Consider the following 17782-nt stretch of genomic DNA (forward strand, 5'->3'; position numbering starts at 1 on the left):
TTCGAAAAATTTGATAAAGACAATGAATATTGATATCAGAAAAAATATAGGGATTCTAATAGTATTTATATCCTTTGGAATGTATGCTCAGCAAGATCCGCAATTTACACAGTATATGTATAATACGATGAGTGTAAACTCCGCTTACGCAGGATCTCGAGGAAATCTTAGTGTTACAGGAATTCATCGTTCTCAATGGGTAGGAATTGATGGGGCGCCAAGAACACAAACCTTAACAGTCGATTCTCCTATAGGAAAAAAGGTAGGTCTAGGATTGTCGATTGTAAACGACCAAATAGGTCCTTCTGATGAGTTTTATGTTGATTTAAATTTTTCCTATACAATTCAAGCTTCTCAAACTCATAAATTATCTTTTGGAGTTAAAGGTGGAGGAAGGCTCTTTAGTCTAGATTGGACAAGAGGTCAATCTCAAAACCCAGATGTATTGTTTCAACAAAACATCGACAATAGGTTTTTGCCCACTGTTGGAGCCGGATTATATCTGCATGGTGAAAAAAGTTATTTAGGAATATCTATTCCAAACTTCTTTACAGATCAACATTATGATGATATTGAACAATCACTAGCCTCAGAACGATTACATTTTTTCTTAATAGGAGGATTGGTATTCGATATCAATGCAAATACCAAATTTAAACCTGCGTTTCTGTTAAAACATGTTGTGGGAGCTCCTTTAATAGTCGATTTATCAGCTAATTTTATGTTTTACGATAAATTTAGATTGGGAGCATCTTATCGTTGGGATGATTCATTCAGTGGTCTCGCGGGATTTCAAGTTTCCCCAGGATTGTTAATAGGATATGCTTATGATTACACTACTACCGAGTTACAACAGTTTACAACAGGTAGTCACGAAATTATGATACGTTTTGAATTGATATCAGCAGAAAAGAGATTAAAGTCACCTAGATTCTTCTAAAAAGTACTCAATAATGAAAAGAATTATTACTATACATATTTTATTGATTTTTTCAATTACAATTTCGGCTCAGAAAAAATATAAACGAGCAGATGATTTATTTTCTAAAATGTGGTATATACAGGCCGCTAAGGAATATGAAGCAGTTATTGATGAAGGAGATAATTCGATCGAAGTATTACAAAAAGCAGGAGATGCTTATTACTTTAATACTGATATGGAGAATGCTTTTAAATGGTATGATAAATTGATATCAGAGTATCCTAATGAAGTTAATCCAGAATATATTTTCAGATATGCGCATTCATTAGAAGGTTTAGGCGAATATAAATTAGCAAAGAAGTGGATGAAAAAATTTGCTAAAAAAACGAAAACCAATGATCCTCGTGCTACCAAATATGCACAAGAAGAAGTTACTATAGAAGATATTCTAGATATAGAGCCACAGTTCGTTCTTAGAAACCTTTCGATAAATACGGAGTATTCAGATTTTGGGCCAATGTATTACAGAGATAGTTTAGTGTATGCTTCTGCAATAGATTCGTCATATTATCACGAAAGAAAATATAGATGGAATGAGCAGCCTTTTCTTAATTTGTACTTAGGTAAAATGAATACATTAGAAAATGATGTTATAAAATCAGAGAATTTCTCTGAAACGATAAATACAAAATATCATGAAGCAACTGTTTCTTTTTCTGTAGATAATAACAAGGTTTATTTTACTCGTAACAACTTCAATGGAGATTTAGGAAGAGATGAAGAGGGGATTAATCATCTTAAGCTCTACAGTGCTGTTTTAGAAGAAGATAGAAAAGGAAATCAAATATGGACTGATATAAAAGAATTACCGTTTAATGGAGAAGATTACTCAGTAGGACATCCAGCAGTTAGCCCAGATGGAAAACAATTATATTTCGTGTCAGATATGCCTGGTTCGATTGGAGCTACCGATGTATTCGTAGTTGACATATTGGATAATGATGAATATTCTAAACCTAGAAATCTAGGGAATCAGATTAATACATATGGTAGAGAAATGTTCCCTTATATAACGGAAGAGAGGTTGTATTTTGCTTCAGATGGACATTTAGGACTTGGAGGATTAGATGTTTTTGAATCTAATTATGTGGTCAATAATTATTTTGAAACTCCTGTAAATTTGGGATCTCCACTTAATAGTAAATTAGATGATTTTGGATTCATAATAAGAGAAGATAAGAATACTGGATTTGTTTGTTCTAATAGAAAACAAGGAAAAGGAGATGATGATATTTATTCATTTGAAAGGATTCCTGTAGAAAAATGTGCTCAAAACGTCTATGGATATGTTTCCAACAATAAAACCGGTGAGCGAATTACGAATGTTAAGGTAGTATTGTTTTCTAACGGTGGAGAACAAATACAAGAAACTATCACAGACGTAAATGGAGATTATAATTTCGTTACACCAATTGATTGTGATGAAAAATATAAGGTCATTGCCCAAAAACAAGGGTATAGCCCAAATGATAAAGAATTTAAAACAGCTAGACAGACTGGTAAAACAGAAGTGCCGTTGGGTCTTGATACTGTAAGTGAACTAATTGTAGAAGAAAATGGTTTACTCAAAATTAAGATAGGAATAATCTATTTTGATTTAGATAAATCTTTTATAAGAAATGATGCAGCCATAGAACTTAATAAAATTGTTTTGTTAATGACCCAGTACCCTAATATGGTTATCAAAATTGAATCACATACAGATTCTAGGTCTCCTGATGATTATAATCTTGCCTTATCAGATCGAAGAGCTAAATCAACAAGAGAATATATTATTTCACAAGGAATTGAATCTAGTAGAATCGAAAGTGCGATAGGTTATGGAGAAACACAATTGATTAATAATTGTGGTAATGAAAATCCTTGTTCAGAAGCAGATCATCAACTTAATAGAAGGTCAGAATTTATTATCACTAAAATGTGATTTGATCTAATATTACAATGGTGAAAAACAAATAAAATAAAAAGAGCCGAATCATATGATTCGGCTCTTTTGCAGTGCGGGCGGAGAGACTCGAACTCTCACACCTCGCGGCACTAGATCCTAAGTCTAGCGTGTCTACCAATTCCACCACGCCCGCATTAAAACCTTTATAAAACTTAGGACTATTTATAAAAGCGAGTGCAAATATAAACAATACTTTTAAAATAAAAAGTCTCAGTAAATTTTTTTAGTACTTTTAGACAAAATTAATTCAATCCAATGCAAAATATTAAATCTTACGTTCAGGAACATAAAGAGCGTTTCATCAACGAGCTTCTTGAATTACTAAAAATACCATCTATTAGTGCAGATTCTGCATATAAGAATGATGTTATTAAGACTGCTGATGAAATTAAGAAGAGTCTAGAAAATGCAGGTTGTGATCTTGTAGAGATATGTGAAACTCCTGGATATCCTATAGTTTATGGCGAAAAGATAATAAACCCTGATCTTCCTACTGTTTTAGTATATGGTCACTATGATGTACAACCACCTGATCCAATTGACCTTTGGGATAGTCCACCTTTTGAACCAGTAATTAAAAAAACCGAATTACATCCAGAAGGCGCAATCTTTGCAAGAGGTTCTTGTGACGATAAAGGGCAAATGTATATGCATGTTAAGGCAATGGAATTAATGACTAAGACAGATCAACTTCCTTGTAATGTTAAGTTTATGATCGAAGGAGAAGAAGAAGTTGGAAGTAATAGCCTTGGTTGGTTTGTAGAAAGAAATCAAGAAAAATTATCGAACAATGTAATTCTTATTAGTGACACTGGGATGATTGCAAAAGATGTTCCTTCGATTACAACAGGATTAAGAGGGTTAAGTTATGTAGAGGTAGAGGTTACAGGACCCAACAGAGATTTGCATAGCGGATTATATGGAGGAGCGGTAGCAAATCCAATTAACATTTTGACTAAAATGATAGCTTCATTACACGATGAGGATAATCATATAACAATTCCGGGATTCTATGATAAGGTAGAAAACCTTTCTACAGAAGAGCGTGCAGAAATGGCAAAAGCTCCATTTTCTTTGGATACTTATAAAAAATCATTAGATATCAATGCTGTATACGGAGAAGAAGGATATACAACTAACGAACGTAATTCAATTCGTCCAACATTAGATGTGAACGGAATTTGGGGCGGATATACAGGAGAAGGAGCTAAAACGGTTATCGCAAGTAAAGCATACGCTAAGATCTCGATGCGTTTAGTGCCTAATCAAGATTGGAAAGAAATAACAGAACTCTTTAAGAATCATTTCGAAAGTATTGCGCCAGAGGCAGTAACTGTAAAAGTTACTCCGCATCACGGAGGACAAGGATATGTAACTCCAATAGATAGCATTGGATATCAAGCAGCGAGCAAAGCATACCAAGATACATTTGGTAAAACTCCTATTCCGCAAAGAAGTGGAGGAAGTATTCCAATCGTTTCTTTATTCGAAAAAGAATTAAAGAGTAAGACAATTCTTATGGGATTTGGATTAGATAGTGATGCAATCCATTCCCCTAATGAACACTTTGGTGTTTGGAATTATCTAAAGGGTATAGAGACCATCCCGTTGTTTTATAAATATTTTACAGAATTATATAAATAACAAAGAATTTTTTAAGCTTATCTTTTAATTAAACCACTCATTTAGAGTGGTTTTTTTGTTCTAAATAAAAAAATATTTGGAAATACAAATTTTTATTCTACATTTGTAGAGTTAATTCTAATAATGTAGAGTAATGCAGTTATCTAAAGCCGAAGAACAATTAATGAAGTACCTCTGGAAACTAGAAAAAGCTTTCATGAAAGATTTACTAGATGCTTTCCCAGAACCAAAACCGGCAACTACCACAGTCGCTACTTTATTAAAAAGAATGACCGACAAAGGATTTATAGATTATACTTTATACGGAAAATCTAGAGAGTATTATCCACTGGTAAAAAAGACAGATTATTTTTCGAAGCATGTAAACGGTTTGATAAAGAATTTTTTTAACGATTCTGCATCCCAGTTTGCATCTTTTTTTACTTCTGAGACGAATTTATCAACCTCAGAACTAGAAGAACTTAAAAAGATTGTAGATAAAGAACTTTTAAAGAAACAAAAATGATAGCATATATAATTAAATCATCACTTTGTTTAATACTCTTATGGGGATTCTATAAGTTGTTTTTAGAAAAAGAAAATATTCATTTTGTAAAGAGGTTTTATCTTCTTTTTAGTTTGGTGTTTGCTTTTAGTGTTCCGTTTGTTACCCTTACCTACGAAGTAGAAGTTGTTCCACAACCAGAAATAATTTTGGACACGGCAGTTCCGATGATGATGAATGTATCTGAGGTAAATGAAGTAAAAGAACCGATCAATTATATATCAATTATAGTATGGAGTTTATACGGAATTGGGGTATTGATTTTCGGGATTAGATTCATTAAAAATCTTATCGATATTGGAAAAAAAGTAAGAAGAAATGAACGTTTAAAAGAGACATCACATGTAAACGTTTTAGTGGGCAACTCGATTGTTCCTCATACTTTTCTAGACTTTATTTTTGTTCCCAAAAAGGAATTTCAGGAAAAGGCTATTCCTAAAGAAATCCTTGTTCACGAGAAAACGCATGTGCTTCAGAAGCATACCTTAGATATACTGTTTGTAGAATTATTACAAGTAATTTTTTGGTTTAATCCGGTATTTATTTTCATTAAAAAATCAATTAGATTAAATCATGAATTCTTAGCCGATCAGAATGTATTGAAACAACAATTTTCGATACAGAGTTATGTTGACTTACTTCTTAATTACAAAAACAGCTCTAATCAAGCTGGATTATCGAGTCCTATTAATTATTCATTAACAAAAAAACGATTACAGATGATGACTAAAAATTTTTCCCGTAAGAAGACAATCTTAAAGATGCTAGCCGTGTTACCGTTGCTGGCAATTGGTCTACTATCATTTAATAATGATATTGTAGCCAAGGAAATTATCAAAGAAGTGCCAGAGCGGTTAATTGAAGATGATTTTGAATTAACAATTGATGCCAGTAACAATCTTTATCATGAAGAAAAGAAAATTAACATTGATGAAGTAAGAAACTTAGCAAAAGAATATGTAAAGCTTAATGCTACAAAAAAAACTACGAATGCTAGTATAACTTTTCATCAAGAAGCTAATAAGGATTTATTTATACTTCCATTATTAAATGAGCTTAAAGACCTTGGTATGGATGATATTAAGTTTAAAAATGAAAATTTTGTTGAGGAACCTCAATCTTTCGAGCCATCAACGACTACAGATACTTCTGAAAAAAGAACTATGACCATTTCTAAAAATTGGGAAAAGAAAGACGTTCAGGACGGAGTTACTAAGGAGATGGTAAAAGAATATGATGTGTGGGCAAAAAATATAAATGCTAAAATCAAAGGTAACAAACCGATTAACATCAAGCAGAGTGAGATTTATCGTATGATAGATGTTTATAGGAAAATGACTGCTGAGCAGCGAAAAGGAGTGGAACAGTTTCCAGATATTCCACCGCCACCTCCAGTTCCAGAATCACCAAAAGTAATGAAGGGAGAAAAAAGCAATATTCCGCCACCACCACCTCCGCCAGCTCCAGAAGTAAAGAAAGGGGAGAAGAGTGATATACCTCCACCACCTCCTCCTGCTCCTAAGGGGAAAGAATATGACAATAACAAATCCAAAAAATCGGAAAAAATAAAGACGGAAGATGGTTACGCAGAAATTTTGTTATCAGAAGAAGAAGATTGGACAAAAGAGGAAAAATCGGTTTTAAAGGCAGAAGTACAAAGAGAATTGGCTAGAGAGCGAGCGGAACTTGCAAGAGAAAAAGCGGAAATTAGAAGAGAAGAAGCAATGGTAAGAGCAGAGGAGTCTAGAATGGGACAAGAAATAGCAATGCTTAGTCAAGAAGAAGCTAGACAAGCAGCAGAAAATGCTCGCGAGAATGCTATGATAAGTAGAGAAGCTGCTGAGAAAGCAAGAGCTATGGCTAGAGAAGCTGCAGAAGAATCAAGAGAGCGATCAGAAAAATCAATGCGAAAGGCTGAAGTACAAGCTCGAAAAGCTGAGAAGGAAATACGGATGGAAGAAATGAAAGCACGAAAAAATGCTCAAAAAGCAGAACTGGAAGCGCGAAAAGTAATTCGTAAAGCAGAAATGAATGCTCGCAAAGCAGAAATGGAAGCAGAAAAAAAAATGCGCAGGGCAGAAATGAACGCTATGAGAGCAGAGCAGAGAGCAGCGAGGATGGCAGAGAACAATACGCCTGATAAACTTATAGAAAGAATGGCGAAAAATGATGCTGATTTCTATTATAACGGGAAACAAATTTCTGCTAAAGAAGCTCTTAAATTAGTAGAGGGTTCTAATAACAAGATTTCAATTGATGCATCTACAAAAAATGGTAAATCAAAAGTTAAACTTAAAGATTGATCATAAACTTTAGTTATTAGAAATCATAATAAATTAATTAAAACCTCACCTTGGTGAGGTTTTTGTGCAACATTTGGTTAGAAATCAGCGTTATAAGTCTATTGTCAATCAAAATACACCCTTAGATTATGTTAAAAAGATTTTTTATTATGTGCTCCGGTGCAGATGCTAATATATTGGCGGATAGCTCTAATGGAGAACAAAACAAATACGCAGGTATTGGTGCAACGGTATTTTTTACAGCGCTGATGGCATTTTTAGCGGCCAGTTATGCATTATATACAGTATTTGATAATTATTTCACTGCTGTTTTCTTTGGATTGGTATGGGGGTTATTAATTTTTAATCTTGATCGATTTATAGTATCTACTATTAAGAAAAAAGATAGTTTTCTAGATGAATTTCTACAGGCATCTCCTAGAATTATTTTAGCGGTGATTATTGCGGTAGTGATTTCAAAACCTTTAGAATTAAAGATTTTTGAAAAGGAAATTGATCAAGTTCTGTTAGAGCAAAAGAATGATTTAACCTTAGCAAATCAGGAACAAATAGCGACACAGTACACTCCGATATTAGAAGGTTTAGATACTGAAATTGCAGAACTGAAACAAGATATTAGTGACAAGGAAACAAAGGTAAATAGCTTGTACGAAACTTATATTGCAGAAGCAGAAGGTCGAAAAGGAACAGAGCTAGTTGGCAAAGGCCCTGTTTACAAAGAAAAAAGAGAAAAACACGATGCGCAATTAGCGGAATTGGTAACACTTAAGAAAACGAATACAGATAAAATTGCAAATTTAGAATTGCAAAAAACGGAGTTAGCATTGGAGTATGAAAAGCAAGTACAAGACTCTCAACCAATAATTGATAATTTTGATGGATTAATGGCTCGAGTAAATGCACTTAATGAATTGCCTTGGCTACCTTCATTTTTTATATTTTTATTGTTTTTAGCTATTGAAACTTCTCCAATTTTTGCAAAGTTACTTTCTCCTAGAGGCGAATATGATTTTAAAATTGAAGATGTAGAAGGCGAAGTAAAAACCTGGACAGCGCAAAAAGCAGATCAGCGTAAAATTTTATTAGCAACGGATCATACAGTTAATGATAGAGTCTATGGCGATATTGCCGAAGAGGACGAATTGTATCAATATAAAAAGAAAATTGCAAGAGAGTTGATGCAGAAACAACAAGATGCCTTCTATAAAAAGCAAACTGATATATTATAAAATAGTATAAATCAAAGACCTGAGGGGGTAGGTTATACCTTTCAGGTCGAATACTTGATTTTTAAAACCGTCGATCTGGATGAAATACGTTTAGATTTAACGATGGTTTTTTATCCGAAATAATTTCAGAAACTAGTTTTCCTGTTGCTGGGCCCATACTCCAACCCATCATTGCATGTCCGGTGGCAATGGTTAGATTTCTACATTTGTTGGATTTGCCAATATAAGCCATGCCATCTGGAGATACAGGTCGTAAACCACTGGCAGCGTCGTTCTTTTCGTTATCAGTAAGAACAATATCAGGATAGTATGTATGAGCAGCTTTGGCAATAGCCTCAACCCTTACTTTGTTAATATTATGATTAATTCCAGCAATTTCCATAGTTCCTGCGAATCGAGTAAATCCTTTCATTGGAGTAATAGCAACTTTAGCCTCTGCTAAGATTGTCGGCATAGTAATACCTAAATTTCTATTAGAATTGATCCGATATCCTTTACCAGCTTCTAACAATAATTTAATTCCAAGTTTTTTACTTAGTATTTTCGACCAAGAACCGGCTGCTAATACAAATTCATCAGCAGAATATGCTGTAGTTGTGCTTTTAATGGCAGTAATTTTTCCATTTTCTATTATTAGGTCAGAAATTTTTTCATTTTTCGAAAAGATCACACCTTGTTTTAAAAGGTATTCTTTTATTTCTTCCATAAATAGATAAGGTGTTGTATGTCCATCACATTCATACAAAATAGCACCTTTAGCCTTGAATTGTACATTAGGTTCAATTTGCTTTAATTCGGAAAATGAGAGGTTTTTAACGGGTAATCCTTCTTTTTGCGCAAGTTCTCCTACACGGATCTCTTCTTCTAGCATAGAATCTGTCTGACAAAGCATTAATAACCCTTTTCGTTCTAAATGGAATTTAAACTGTTCTTGTTCTCTTATTTCAGAATAAAGATCTCTGCTTAGTAGATTTATATCTTTAATGGCAGAAATGCTGCGAGCTACATTTTTTGAAGAACAAGATTTATTAAAAGCCCAAGACCATTTTAAAAATTCTTTATTAAGTCGAGGTTTTATGTATAAAGGGCTGGCTGGATTAAACATCCACTTAATTCCTTTCTTCATTACTCCAGGAGCTGCCAAAGGTATGATATGGCTAGGAGTTAGATATCCAGCATTTACATAAGAAGCTCCAAAATCCATAGATGACTGATCTATCACTGTTACTTTATGACCTTCCTTATGCAGATAATATGCAGAACAAAGACCGATTATTCCTCCTCCTATAACAATTACTTCCTTCATTTTTGAATCATAAATTTAAATTACTTGAAAACCGTGAGCATATGGGTCATCTTGATCATCGATAATGATGGTGTTGTATCCATAAATTTTTGCCCATCCTTGTATACTAGGAATAATAGCTTTTTGATTAGCAAGCTCAGTTTCTTCTTCTATTCTTCCAATAAATTTAGAACCGATATAACTTTCGTGTATAAAATCATCTCCCTTTTTTAGTTTTCCTTTTGCATATAATTGGGCCATTCTTGCTGAGGTTCCTGTGCCACAAGGAGAGCGATCTATGGCCTTGTCACCATAAAAAACAGCATTTCTCCCTGAAGAGTTAGGGTCTAAAGGATCTCCCGTCCAAAGAATATGACTTACATTTCTAATGGTTTCGTTCTCTGGATGAACAAAATAGTTTGGGTATTTTTTATTAATTCGACCACGCAAAACCTGTGAATATTGAATCAACTTAGAAGCTGTAAAATTATGTATTCCACTAAAGTTTTTCTGAGGGTCTACAATTGCATAGTAATTACCTCCGTAAGCCACATCAAAAATAATTTCTCCAAGTTCTGGACAATCTATAGTTAAATCCTGATTAGCAAGATAGGATTTTACATTTTTCAGGCGAACCCATTCTACTTTTTTTCCAGACTGCTTATAGGTAATCTCAACTAAACCTGCAGGGGCTTCCATTCGTATTTTTCCTGGGGTTCTGGGTTGTATTAACCCTTCTTCGATAGCAATGGTAATAGTACCAATGGTTCCATGACCGCACATAGGTAAACAACCAGATGTTTCAATAAATAATATTGCAAAATCATTTGAAGAATCGCTGGGTTTAAATAAAAAACTACCGCTCATCATATCGTGCCCACGGGGTTCAAACATTAACCCTGTTCTTATCCAATCATATTCTTTTAGGAAATGTTGGCGTTTTTCGCTCATTGAATTTCCTTTAAGATTTGGATGTCCTGTAGTAACTACCCTAACTGGATTTCCGCAGGTATGAGCATCTATACATTTATAAACAGTTTTAGACATGATTAAATCTGATCATGAGTTTGTTTTCCATCTACTAATCGAGAAATATGTAAAGGGTTCTCGTTTTTAAGTTCATTTGGCAGTAAGTTATTTGGCCAGCTTTGATAACTAAATGGTCGTACCCAACGTTTAATAGAATGAATACCAACTGCTGTAAATCTACTATCCGTGGAAGCTGGATATGGACCACCATGGAGCATAGAAGGACACACTTCTACACCTGTAGGCACGCCATTAAAAATTATTCTTCCCACACGATTTTGTAATGCGTTTATTATGGGAGAATACATTTCAATTTCATCATCCTCACCAAGGATAGTTCCTGTAAGTTGCCCTTCTAGATTAGTAATTACAGTTTCTAATTCTTTTATATCCTCACATTGTACAACCATAGAAAATGGACCAAATACTTCTTGATGTAATGTAGTGTTTTCTAAAAATGTTTTTCCTTCTACGGTAGTTATAGTTTGTTTTGCGTGATTAACGGCTACGTCACTTTCGTAATTAGCAGTTATAATTAGGCCTTTTTGTTGTATCGCATTAGTTTTGTTTTTTTCATAGTTACCAATGATATTTGGATGTAGCATACAAGATGGTTCAATTTTTATAATTTCATCAGATAAAGTATTTATAAAATTATCAAGTGATTCACCTTTTATTCCTAGGAGTAAACCTGGGTTTGTACAAAACTGTCCAGTTCCTAGTGTAATTGATTGTGCATAGGTTTTCGCAAGGTCTGCTCCTTTAGAAGTTGTTGCTTTTGGTAAAAGAATAACAGGGTTTACACTTCCCATTTCTGCAAATACAGGTATTGGTTCTGACCGTTGTGATGCTAAGTCAAAAAGAGCTCTTCCTCCTTTTATACTTCCAGTAAATCCTACAGCTTTTACTTTTGGATGCTTAACCAGTTTAGTACCAACCTCGATTCCAGAGCTATTAAGATTAGAGAATACTCCATTAGGCATACCTGTTTTTTTAGCGGCGTTTATAATAGCCGAAGCTACTAGTTCTCCAGTTCCCGCATGCATAGGGTGCGATTTTACAATGACCGGACATCCAGCTGCTAATGCAGCAGCAGTATCTCCACCAGCTGTAGAATAAGCTAAAGGAAAATTACTAGCTCCAAAAACAACTACTGGCCCCAGAGGAACTAACATTTTACGAATATCTTGTTTGGGGATCGGTTTGCGTTCTAGATTTGCTGTATCAATTGTAGCTTCTACCCAAGAACCATTAGCAACTAACTCCGCAAACATTCTTAACTGACCGATTGTTCTGCCGCGTTCTCCTTTTGCTCTTCCTTCTGGCAGTCCAGTTTCGGACATATATGTGTTAATAAGTGTTTGGTCTAGTTTCAAGATTTCGTCTGCGATAGTATTAAGAAACTCCGATTTTTTTAGACCAGACACTTTTTTAAATGATTCAAACGCATCTGCAGCTAGAGATATTGATTTTTCTATTTCCTCTGAAGAAGCTTCATGAAAAATAGTTTCATTTTCTAGATTTAGTTTAGGGTTAAAAGTTTTATATGTTTTGGTACTTTCTGCAGAAAGTTGATTACCAATGTAGTTTTTACCGCTTATCATTAATGACAAATTAGTGAGTTAGTGTTATAATAATTTAATCTATAATAGGAGGATTTTATTCTCCTAGAATTGTTTGTGTTCTGTTAAGAAACCAAAGATTTGTAATTTGGTAGTACTGGTCTTGTTTTTAATCCATTTTCAATGACCTGTAAAACATTTTGACGTTCTTCTTCAATTAATGGAAGTCTTGGAGCTCTTACGTTTTCTGTTCCAATTCCGGTAGCAACCTCTGCTAGCTTAATGTTTTGTACTAATTTAGGATTTATATCTAACTCTAGCAATGGTAAAAACCAACGATAAATTTCTACTGCTTCTTTAATTCGTCCTGCTTTTTGTAGTTCGTAGATCGCTACTGTTTCCTTTGGAAATGCACAAACTAATCCAGCAACCCATCCATCTGCGCCCATTAGTAAGCTTTCTAGAGCCAGAGTATCTACACCACTTAGGATTTTTAATCGATCTCCAAATCTATTTTTTATACGTGTAACATTAGAAATATCTCTGGTGGATTCTTTTACTGCTTGTATGTTGTCAAATTTGATAAGTTCTTCGAACATATCTAACGTAACTTCAATTTTATAATCTACAGGATTATTATAGATCATAATGGGTAAATCAGTGTTTTTAGCTACTTCTTTAAAATAAACAACTGTTTCTCTATCTCCAGCTTTATATCGCATCGGAGGGAGCATCATAAGACCATTAGCGCCATCTTCTTCTGCTTTTTGAGCAGCTTCAATAGCACCTTTTGTGCTTTGTTCTGCAATATTGATAATAACAGGGACTTTGTCTTTAACAATTTCTACGGTAGTTTTTACGAGAGTACTTTTTTCCATATTGTTTAATGTACTTGCTTCTCCCAATGTTCCGCCCAAAATAATTCCATGAACACCAGCATTTAATTGTGCTTCGATATTAGTAGTAAACATTGATAAATCCAAAGTGTCTTCGTCTGTAAACTTTGTAGTAACTGCTGGCATAACGCCTTTCCAATCTATAGTCATTGCTTATAATTTTGGTTCAAATATATTGTCAATTTCATCAAGTGTATATTTCGAAATTATCTCATTATGATACTATATTATCGCATATTGTAATAATTTGCTTAATTATGATTAATATTGATGTAGATACTGCTATAAATGAAAGCCTTACCCTTTAAAATACCCAAATCTTCCACGGATACTTTAATTGTTCAAGAAGATAAGGAAATTGTCTTATATGATAAATTTCATCAGCACGAAGAAATACAAATTTCTATTATTATTTCTGGAGAAGGTAACTTAATTGTTGGTGATACCATTACTGATTACAAACCAAATGATATTTTGGTTTTTGGGAGTAATGTTCCGCATGTATTACAAAGCGCGCAATCTGATCAGAAATCTTATATGATTTCTCTTTTTTTTACGAAAGAATCCTTTGGTAAAGGGTTTTTTGACTTACCAGAGTTTGAGGGTTTAAATCACTTTTTTAAAAGCTCTGTATATGGGATTAAAGTGCTTTCACAAAAACAAAAGCTAAAAAAACAGTTTCTCAAAATTTTAGGAAAAGAAGATAGACTAGATCGTTTTATGGTTTTTCTGAAAATATTAAAACTTTTAAAAACGGTTAAAGTAGAAACAATATCTTCATTTATTTCTAAAAGAGCATATACAGATAATGAAGGAAAAAGAATGGCTACTGTTTTTCAAGTTGTAATGAATGAGTTTAACAGAGATTTTTCATTAAAAGAAGTGGCAAGCCTTGCTAATATGACACCAAATGCTTTTTGCCGATATTTTAAACAACGCACAAATAAAACATTTTTTCAATTTTTGATAGAGGTTCGAATTGAAAATGTCTGTAGACTTTTATCCAAAGGAACTGAAATTACGATATCGGAAGCATCGTATAATAGTGGTTTTAAGAATCTATCTAATTTTAATAGAAAGTTTAAAGAAATAAAGGGAGTTACTCCGTCTACATACAAAAAGAGATTACACGATTCCCATTTTGTTTAGTAAAAAAGAAGCATTCATATTTTGACAAACACCATCTTTGAATTTATAATCAAAATATAACTCATCATTTATGATTTGCGCATCAAAAAATCTGTTTTTCACCTTATCTAATTCTGTCGCGATTTCGCATAGACTTAAATCGTGTGTTGCTATTATTCCGGTAGCTTGAGCATTGACTAGTTTTTCTACAAATTTTCGAGATCCAGCTGCTTTATCTTTACTATTTGTTCCTTTCAGAATTTCATCTAAAATAATAAAGTACTCATCGTCTTGTAGTGCATCCACAATTTTTTTAAGTTGTGTTAACTCAGAAAAGAAATAAGAAGCATCATCACTTAGAGAATCCGAGGTTCTCATACTAGTGATTAACTTAATAGGTCGATATACACAGGATTGAGCACAAACAGGTAATCCAATATTAGACATTACAATTTGTAACGCTACAGTTCTAAGAAATGTACTCTTACCTGCCATATTAGCTCCGGTTATGATAAAAAATTCCTCTTTGTTGATTATAATATCATTATCAACCCGTTTTGCTGTTTTTAGCATTGGGTGTCCAAGTTCTTTAGCGTTAATGATGGTACCTTCTTTAATTAATTCTGGATATGTATAACTAGGATTGTTAAAAGCAAAATTCCCTAATGAGTTATAGGCGTCAAAAAAGGCAATAACCTCAAACCATTGATCTACTTTGTGATGATGCGTGGCAATCCATTTTTCTATACGATAGCATTGCATAATATCCCAGAGAAGAAGACCATTAGCAAAAACACCAAACATCATATTGTTTCTTTGGTCTAAAGCATTAAGAATACTTGCAAATTGTTTTAGTATGAGTGATGCCTTTTCTTTTTCGTTAATTACGTTCTGCTGTCTTTCCTGAAGCAAGGTTGAATCAAAACTGCTACTTTCAATTTTATCTACTAGTTTATAATATTGTTCGAAAGTATCTTTTACTTTATTTGCTTCATTGTATAAGCTATTGATTTTTTTTAGTTGAGATCCTGTTATTCCTAAACCAATAAAAAACCAAATTAAGAACATTTGGAAAGTAATAATTTCCAAGAATAATAATACCAGTAACACTACAGAAATAGATGAAATAATAGTAGGAAGAATCTTCATTATTTTAGGAACAAATGGGACATAGTTTTGTAACCACTGTCGAATTGTAGATACTGAAGCAGAAACATCAACAAGTGAGGCAATAGCACTAAATTCCTGTCGCCAAGTTGCTAGATTCCCCAAGTTTTTTATAGCTTCTTGTTTGTCATTGATGTTATTTATGTTATTACTTCTTAATAAATTTGCTAATTTGTTCTTTCCTGCTGCAGTGGCTGTTCTATTTGTATATTGAAAGAAAGATCTATCTCCAAATAAATCAATATCATGGCTATATTTATGAGAAGGGTCTATGAATTCTTTTCCTTTAGATAATTTACTGTAATCTCCACCAAAAACATCAATTTCTAATGTGTTAAGATCGATTAACTTCTGTAGTTTATTTTTTGTGTAAGATAAATTGGTATGGCGATTAACCATTACAATAAAAAGAGCAATTCCTATTACGATACTTCCAACAATAATCTGCGTATTTGGGTACCCAAAATAGATACCGGCTATGATACCTAAGAAGACAAAAAGTCTAATTGTACTAGAAAGAGTTAGTTGTTTTTTTACCTTTTTTAGAGATAGGCTATAAGTGTTTATTTGTGTGTTATAGAATTGTTGAGGATTATTCATTGTATGTTATAGAAATAGAGATATTGATAAAAAAATGAGTGTTTTTTATCGTACTCTATTTTAGTTTTAATATTAAAGATTTTCTAATTCTTGCTTTACTTTTTTTGTTAAACCACTTACTACTAACGCATAAGAGTGATCTATTAATTCGCATAACATATTAGTAGCTAAACTGCCAGAAAAGTTAACAGTATTCCAATGTTTTTTACTCATATGGTATCCCGGTTCGATTTCTGAGTGATATTCTCTTAGTTCAATAGCTTTATCAGGATCACATTTTAGATTTACACTAAAAGGATGTCTTTCTAATCCAGTTAGCGCAAACATTTTTCCCATTACCTTAAAAACTAAAGTAGTTTTATCAAATGGAAACTCTTCGGTTACTCCCTTCTTTGACAAACAATAATCTCTAAACCCTTCTATATTCATCGTGTAATATTGTTATCTATCATTTTACCCATAACCAGATCTGGATTGGGTAATGAATCAAACCCAAATTGCTTATATAATCCGTGAGCATCTGCTGTAGCTAGCATCCAGCGATGAACTTTTTGTAAGTCAGGATATTCCATAATTGTTTTGATTAGTATTTTCGAATACCCATTTCCTCTATGTTTTTCGATTATAAAAACATCCATTAGATATCCAAATACGGTATAATCAGTGAGCACTCTTGCAAAACCAATTTGCTCGTCGTTTATATAAACGCCAAAATTAAGACAATGTTCTATACTAGTTATTACTTCTTGTTTTGTTCTTCCTTTTGCCCAATAAGTATTGGTAAGAAATTGATGAATAAAATCAATGTCTAATTTTGATTTTTCTGTAGAGATAATAAGCTCCATCTTTTTTAGTTTAGGAGTTTTTGATCAACATCATTATTGAGTTCTAAGGCAGAGTAGTCTAATGTCCATCCTATAGATTCTGCAACAGTTTCCATAAGTGAGATAACGGTAAGTAGTTCTTTTCCTGCAGATTCTATTAATCCACTTTCTGGGATTTTATCAATAATAAACTGTTTAGCTTCTTGATTTATATCTGTTAGGTCATTAGATGTCATAGGATTTAACCAACCTTCTTTTTTGTCATAATACTTAAAATCAGTTTCTATCGTAAGAAGTTTTGGTTTAGGGAACTGTGTTAGTATGATCTGTTTGTTTTTAGTATCACTCTCCATTTTTATTTTAGAAAGGTCAAAACCCACATGTGCTTTTGCATCAATTAGAATTAAAGCTTTTTTCTTTCCTCTAATGGTTTTAAAGAATTTTTCTTTTACACTTTCGTAGTGATAGATTTCTGCAAAATCACCTTCTACAGTAACAAGCTTACAAACACTTCTGATTTTTTCCATTAAGATAGTAGATTGTGTTTGTATGCCGGCTCTTTTTTTTACGATATTAAATCTGGCAAAAATAAAATATGCCAAAACAGAACCTATTAACAATCCAATAAATAATAATTCCAT

The 17782-nt window shown here is 33.1% G+C and carries 15 protein-coding genes and 1 tRNA gene; 7 read left to right on the forward strand and 9 right to left on the reverse strand.

The annotated features are described in order from the left end of the window. Nucleotides 1-22 precede the first annotated feature (22 nt). Together D1815_RS20025 and D1815_RS20030 are read left to right on the forward strand one after the other, a co-directional pair. On the forward strand, nt 23-940 hold the full coding sequence (locus tag D1815_RS20025; RefSeq protein ID WP_027392949.1) for a type IX secretion system membrane protein PorP/SprF: 918 nt from the start codon (nt 23-25) through the stop codon (nt 938-940). Nucleotides 941-953: 13 nt separating this feature from the next. After that, complete coding sequence (locus D1815_RS20030; protein ID WP_027392950.1) at nt 954-2906, forward strand: OmpA family protein; 1953 nt, start codon at nt 954-956, stop codon at nt 2904-2906. A 75-nt stretch (nt 2907-2981) separates the two neighbouring features. Here the strand turns inward: D1815_RS20030 and D1815_RS20035 are convergent. Further along, nucleotides 2982-3063: transfer RNA gene (locus tag D1815_RS20035), tRNA-Leu, on the reverse strand. Between the two features lie 122 nt (nt 3064-3185). Between D1815_RS20035 and D1815_RS20040 the strand changes: the two genes are divergently transcribed. From D1815_RS20040 to D1815_RS20055, 4 genes are all read left to right on the forward strand, one after another. After that, complete coding sequence (locus D1815_RS20040; RefSeq protein ID WP_027392983.1) at nt 3186-4574, forward strand: dipeptidase; 1389 nt, start codon at nt 3186-3188, stop codon at nt 4572-4574. A 133-nt stretch (nt 4575-4707) separates the two neighbouring features. Next, nucleotides 4708-5079 carry a BlaI/MecI/CopY family transcriptional regulator gene (locus D1815_RS20045; protein ID WP_027392984.1) on the forward strand — a complete coding sequence of 124 codons (372 nt, stop codon included), beginning with the start codon at nt 4708-4710 and terminating at the stop codon, nt 5077-5079. Next, on the forward strand, nt 5076-7421 hold the full coding sequence (locus tag D1815_RS20050) for a M56 family metallopeptidase (RefSeq protein WP_118389023.1): 2346 nt from the start codon (nt 5076-5078) through the stop codon (nt 7419-7421). Before D1815_RS20045 ends, D1815_RS20050 begins: the two co-directional genes overlap by 4 nt. Nucleotides 7422-7549: 128 nt before the next feature. Then, nucleotides 7550-8650, forward strand: a complete 1101-nt coding sequence (locus tag D1815_RS20055) for a DUF4407 domain-containing protein (protein ID WP_118389024.1) — start codon at nt 7550-7552, stop codon at nt 8648-8650. A 61-nt stretch (nt 8651-8711) separates the two neighbouring features. On the opposite strand, the gene D1815_RS20060 is transcribed toward D1815_RS20055, so the two are convergent. The 4 genes from D1815_RS20060 to D1815_RS20075 all read right to left on the reverse strand — a co-directional run bounded on the left by D1815_RS20060 (nt 8712) and on the right by D1815_RS20075 (nt 13572). Continuing rightward, nucleotides 8712-9956 carry an FAD-binding oxidoreductase gene (locus D1815_RS20060; protein ID WP_118389025.1) on the reverse strand — a complete coding sequence of 415 codons (1245 nt, stop codon included), beginning with the start codon at nt 9954-9956 and terminating at the stop codon, nt 8712-8714. A 15-nt stretch (nt 9957-9971) separates the two neighbouring features. Next, nucleotides 9972-10982, reverse strand: a complete 1011-nt coding sequence (locus D1815_RS20065; protein WP_118389026.1) for a 4-hydroxyproline epimerase — start codon at nt 10980-10982, stop codon at nt 9972-9974. A gap of 2 nt (nt 10983-10984) precedes the next feature. After that, complete coding sequence (locus D1815_RS20070) at nt 10985-12568, reverse strand: aldehyde dehydrogenase (NADP(+)) (protein WP_027392989.1); 1584 nt, start codon at nt 12566-12568, stop codon at nt 10985-10987. An 83-nt stretch (nt 12569-12651) separates the two neighbouring features. Continuing rightward, on the reverse strand, nt 12652-13572 hold the full coding sequence (locus tag D1815_RS20075) for a dihydrodipicolinate synthase family protein (RefSeq protein WP_118389027.1): 921 nt from the start codon (nt 13570-13572) through the stop codon (nt 12652-12654). A 138-nt stretch (nt 13573-13710) separates the two neighbouring features. Here D1815_RS20075 and D1815_RS20080 point away from each other — a divergent pair, with 138 nt between their 5' ends. Next, nucleotides 13711-14571, forward strand: coding sequence for an AraC family transcriptional regulator (locus D1815_RS20080; RefSeq protein ID WP_118389028.1), 861 nt, complete (start codon nt 13711-13713; stop codon nt 14569-14571). On the opposite strand, the gene D1815_RS20085 is transcribed toward D1815_RS20080, so the two are convergent. The 4 genes from D1815_RS20085 to D1815_RS20100 all read right to left on the reverse strand — a co-directional run bounded on the left by D1815_RS20085 (nt 14548) and on the right by D1815_RS20100 (nt 17782). After that, on the reverse strand, nt 14548-16317 hold the full coding sequence (locus tag D1815_RS20085) for a DNA mismatch repair protein MutS (RefSeq protein WP_118389029.1): 1770 nt from the start codon (nt 16315-16317) through the stop codon (nt 14548-14550). The genes D1815_RS20080 and D1815_RS20085 overlap by 24 nt on opposite strands. A 72-nt stretch (nt 16318-16389) precedes the next feature. Next, nucleotides 16390-16746: an MmcQ/YjbR family DNA-binding protein gene (locus tag D1815_RS20090; RefSeq protein ID WP_027392993.1), complete on the reverse strand. Its 357-nt coding sequence runs from the start codon at nt 16744-16746 to the stop codon at nt 16390-16392. Continuing rightward, complete coding sequence (locus D1815_RS20095; RefSeq protein ID WP_027392994.1) at nt 16743-17162, reverse strand: GNAT family N-acetyltransferase; 420 nt, start codon at nt 17160-17162, stop codon at nt 16743-16745. Before D1815_RS20095 ends, D1815_RS20090 begins: the two co-directional genes overlap by 4 nt. A gap of 5 nt (nt 17163-17167) precedes the next feature. Beyond that, a complete protein-coding gene (locus tag D1815_RS20100) occupies nt 17168-17782 on the reverse strand; it encodes a DUF4230 domain-containing protein (RefSeq protein ID WP_118389030.1) in 615 nt (204 codons plus the stop codon).

Source organism: Aquimarina sp. AD1 (assembly GCF_003443695.1).
GTDB lineage: Bacteria > Bacteroidota > Bacteroidia > Flavobacteriales > Flavobacteriaceae > Aquimarina > Aquimarina latercula.

Bases quoted from the DNA above. Each gene is read 5' to 3' on its own strand.
- D1815_RS20025 (WP_027392949.1), top strand. From the start codon at position 23: ATGAATATTGATATCAGAAAAAATATAGGGATTCTAATAGTATTTATA.
- D1815_RS20030 (WP_027392950.1), top strand. From the start codon at position 954: ATGAAAAGAATTATTACTATACATATTTTATTGATTTTTTCAATTACA.
- D1815_RS20040 (WP_027392983.1), top strand. From the start codon at position 3,186: ATGCAAAATATTAAATCTTACGTTCAGGAACATAAAGAGCGTTTCATC.
- D1815_RS20045 (WP_027392984.1), top strand. From the start codon at position 4,708: ATGCAGTTATCTAAAGCCGAAGAACAATTAATGAAGTACCTCTGGAAA.
- D1815_RS20050 (WP_118389023.1), top strand. From the start codon at position 5,076: ATGATAGCATATATAATTAAATCATCACTTTGTTTAATACTCTTATGG.
- D1815_RS20055 (WP_118389024.1), top strand. From the start codon at position 7,550: ATGTTAAAAAGATTTTTTATTATGTGCTCCGGTGCAGATGCTAATATA.
- D1815_RS20060 (WP_118389025.1), bottom strand. From the start codon at position 9,956: ATGAAGGAAGTAATTGTTATAGGAGGAGGAATAATCGGTCTTTGTTCT.
- D1815_RS20065 (WP_118389026.1), bottom strand. From the start codon at position 10,982: ATGTCTAAAACTGTTTATAAATGTATAGATGCTCATACCTGCGGAAAT.
- D1815_RS20070 (WP_027392989.1), bottom strand. From the start codon at position 12,568: ATGATAAGCGGTAAAAACTACATTGGTAATCAACTTTCTGCAGAAAGT.
- D1815_RS20075 (WP_118389027.1), bottom strand. From the start codon at position 13,572: ATGACTATAGATTGGAAAGGCGTTATGCCAGCAGTTACTACAAAGTTT.
- D1815_RS20080 (WP_118389028.1), top strand. From the start codon at position 13,711: ATGAAAGCCTTACCCTTTAAAATACCCAAATCTTCCACGGATACTTTA.
- D1815_RS20085 (WP_118389029.1), bottom strand. From the start codon at position 16,317: ATGAATAATCCTCAACAATTCTATAACACACAAATAAACACTTATAGC.
- D1815_RS20090 (WP_027392993.1), bottom strand. From the start codon at position 16,746: ATGAATATAGAAGGGTTTAGAGATTATTGTTTGTCAAAGAAGGGAGTA.
- D1815_RS20095 (WP_027392994.1), bottom strand. From the start codon at position 17,162: ATGGAGCTTATTATCTCTACAGAAAAATCAAAATTAGACATTGATTTT.
- D1815_RS20100 (WP_118389030.1), bottom strand. From the start codon at position 17,782: ATGGAATTATTATTTATTGGATTGTTAATAGGTTCTGTTTTGGCATAT.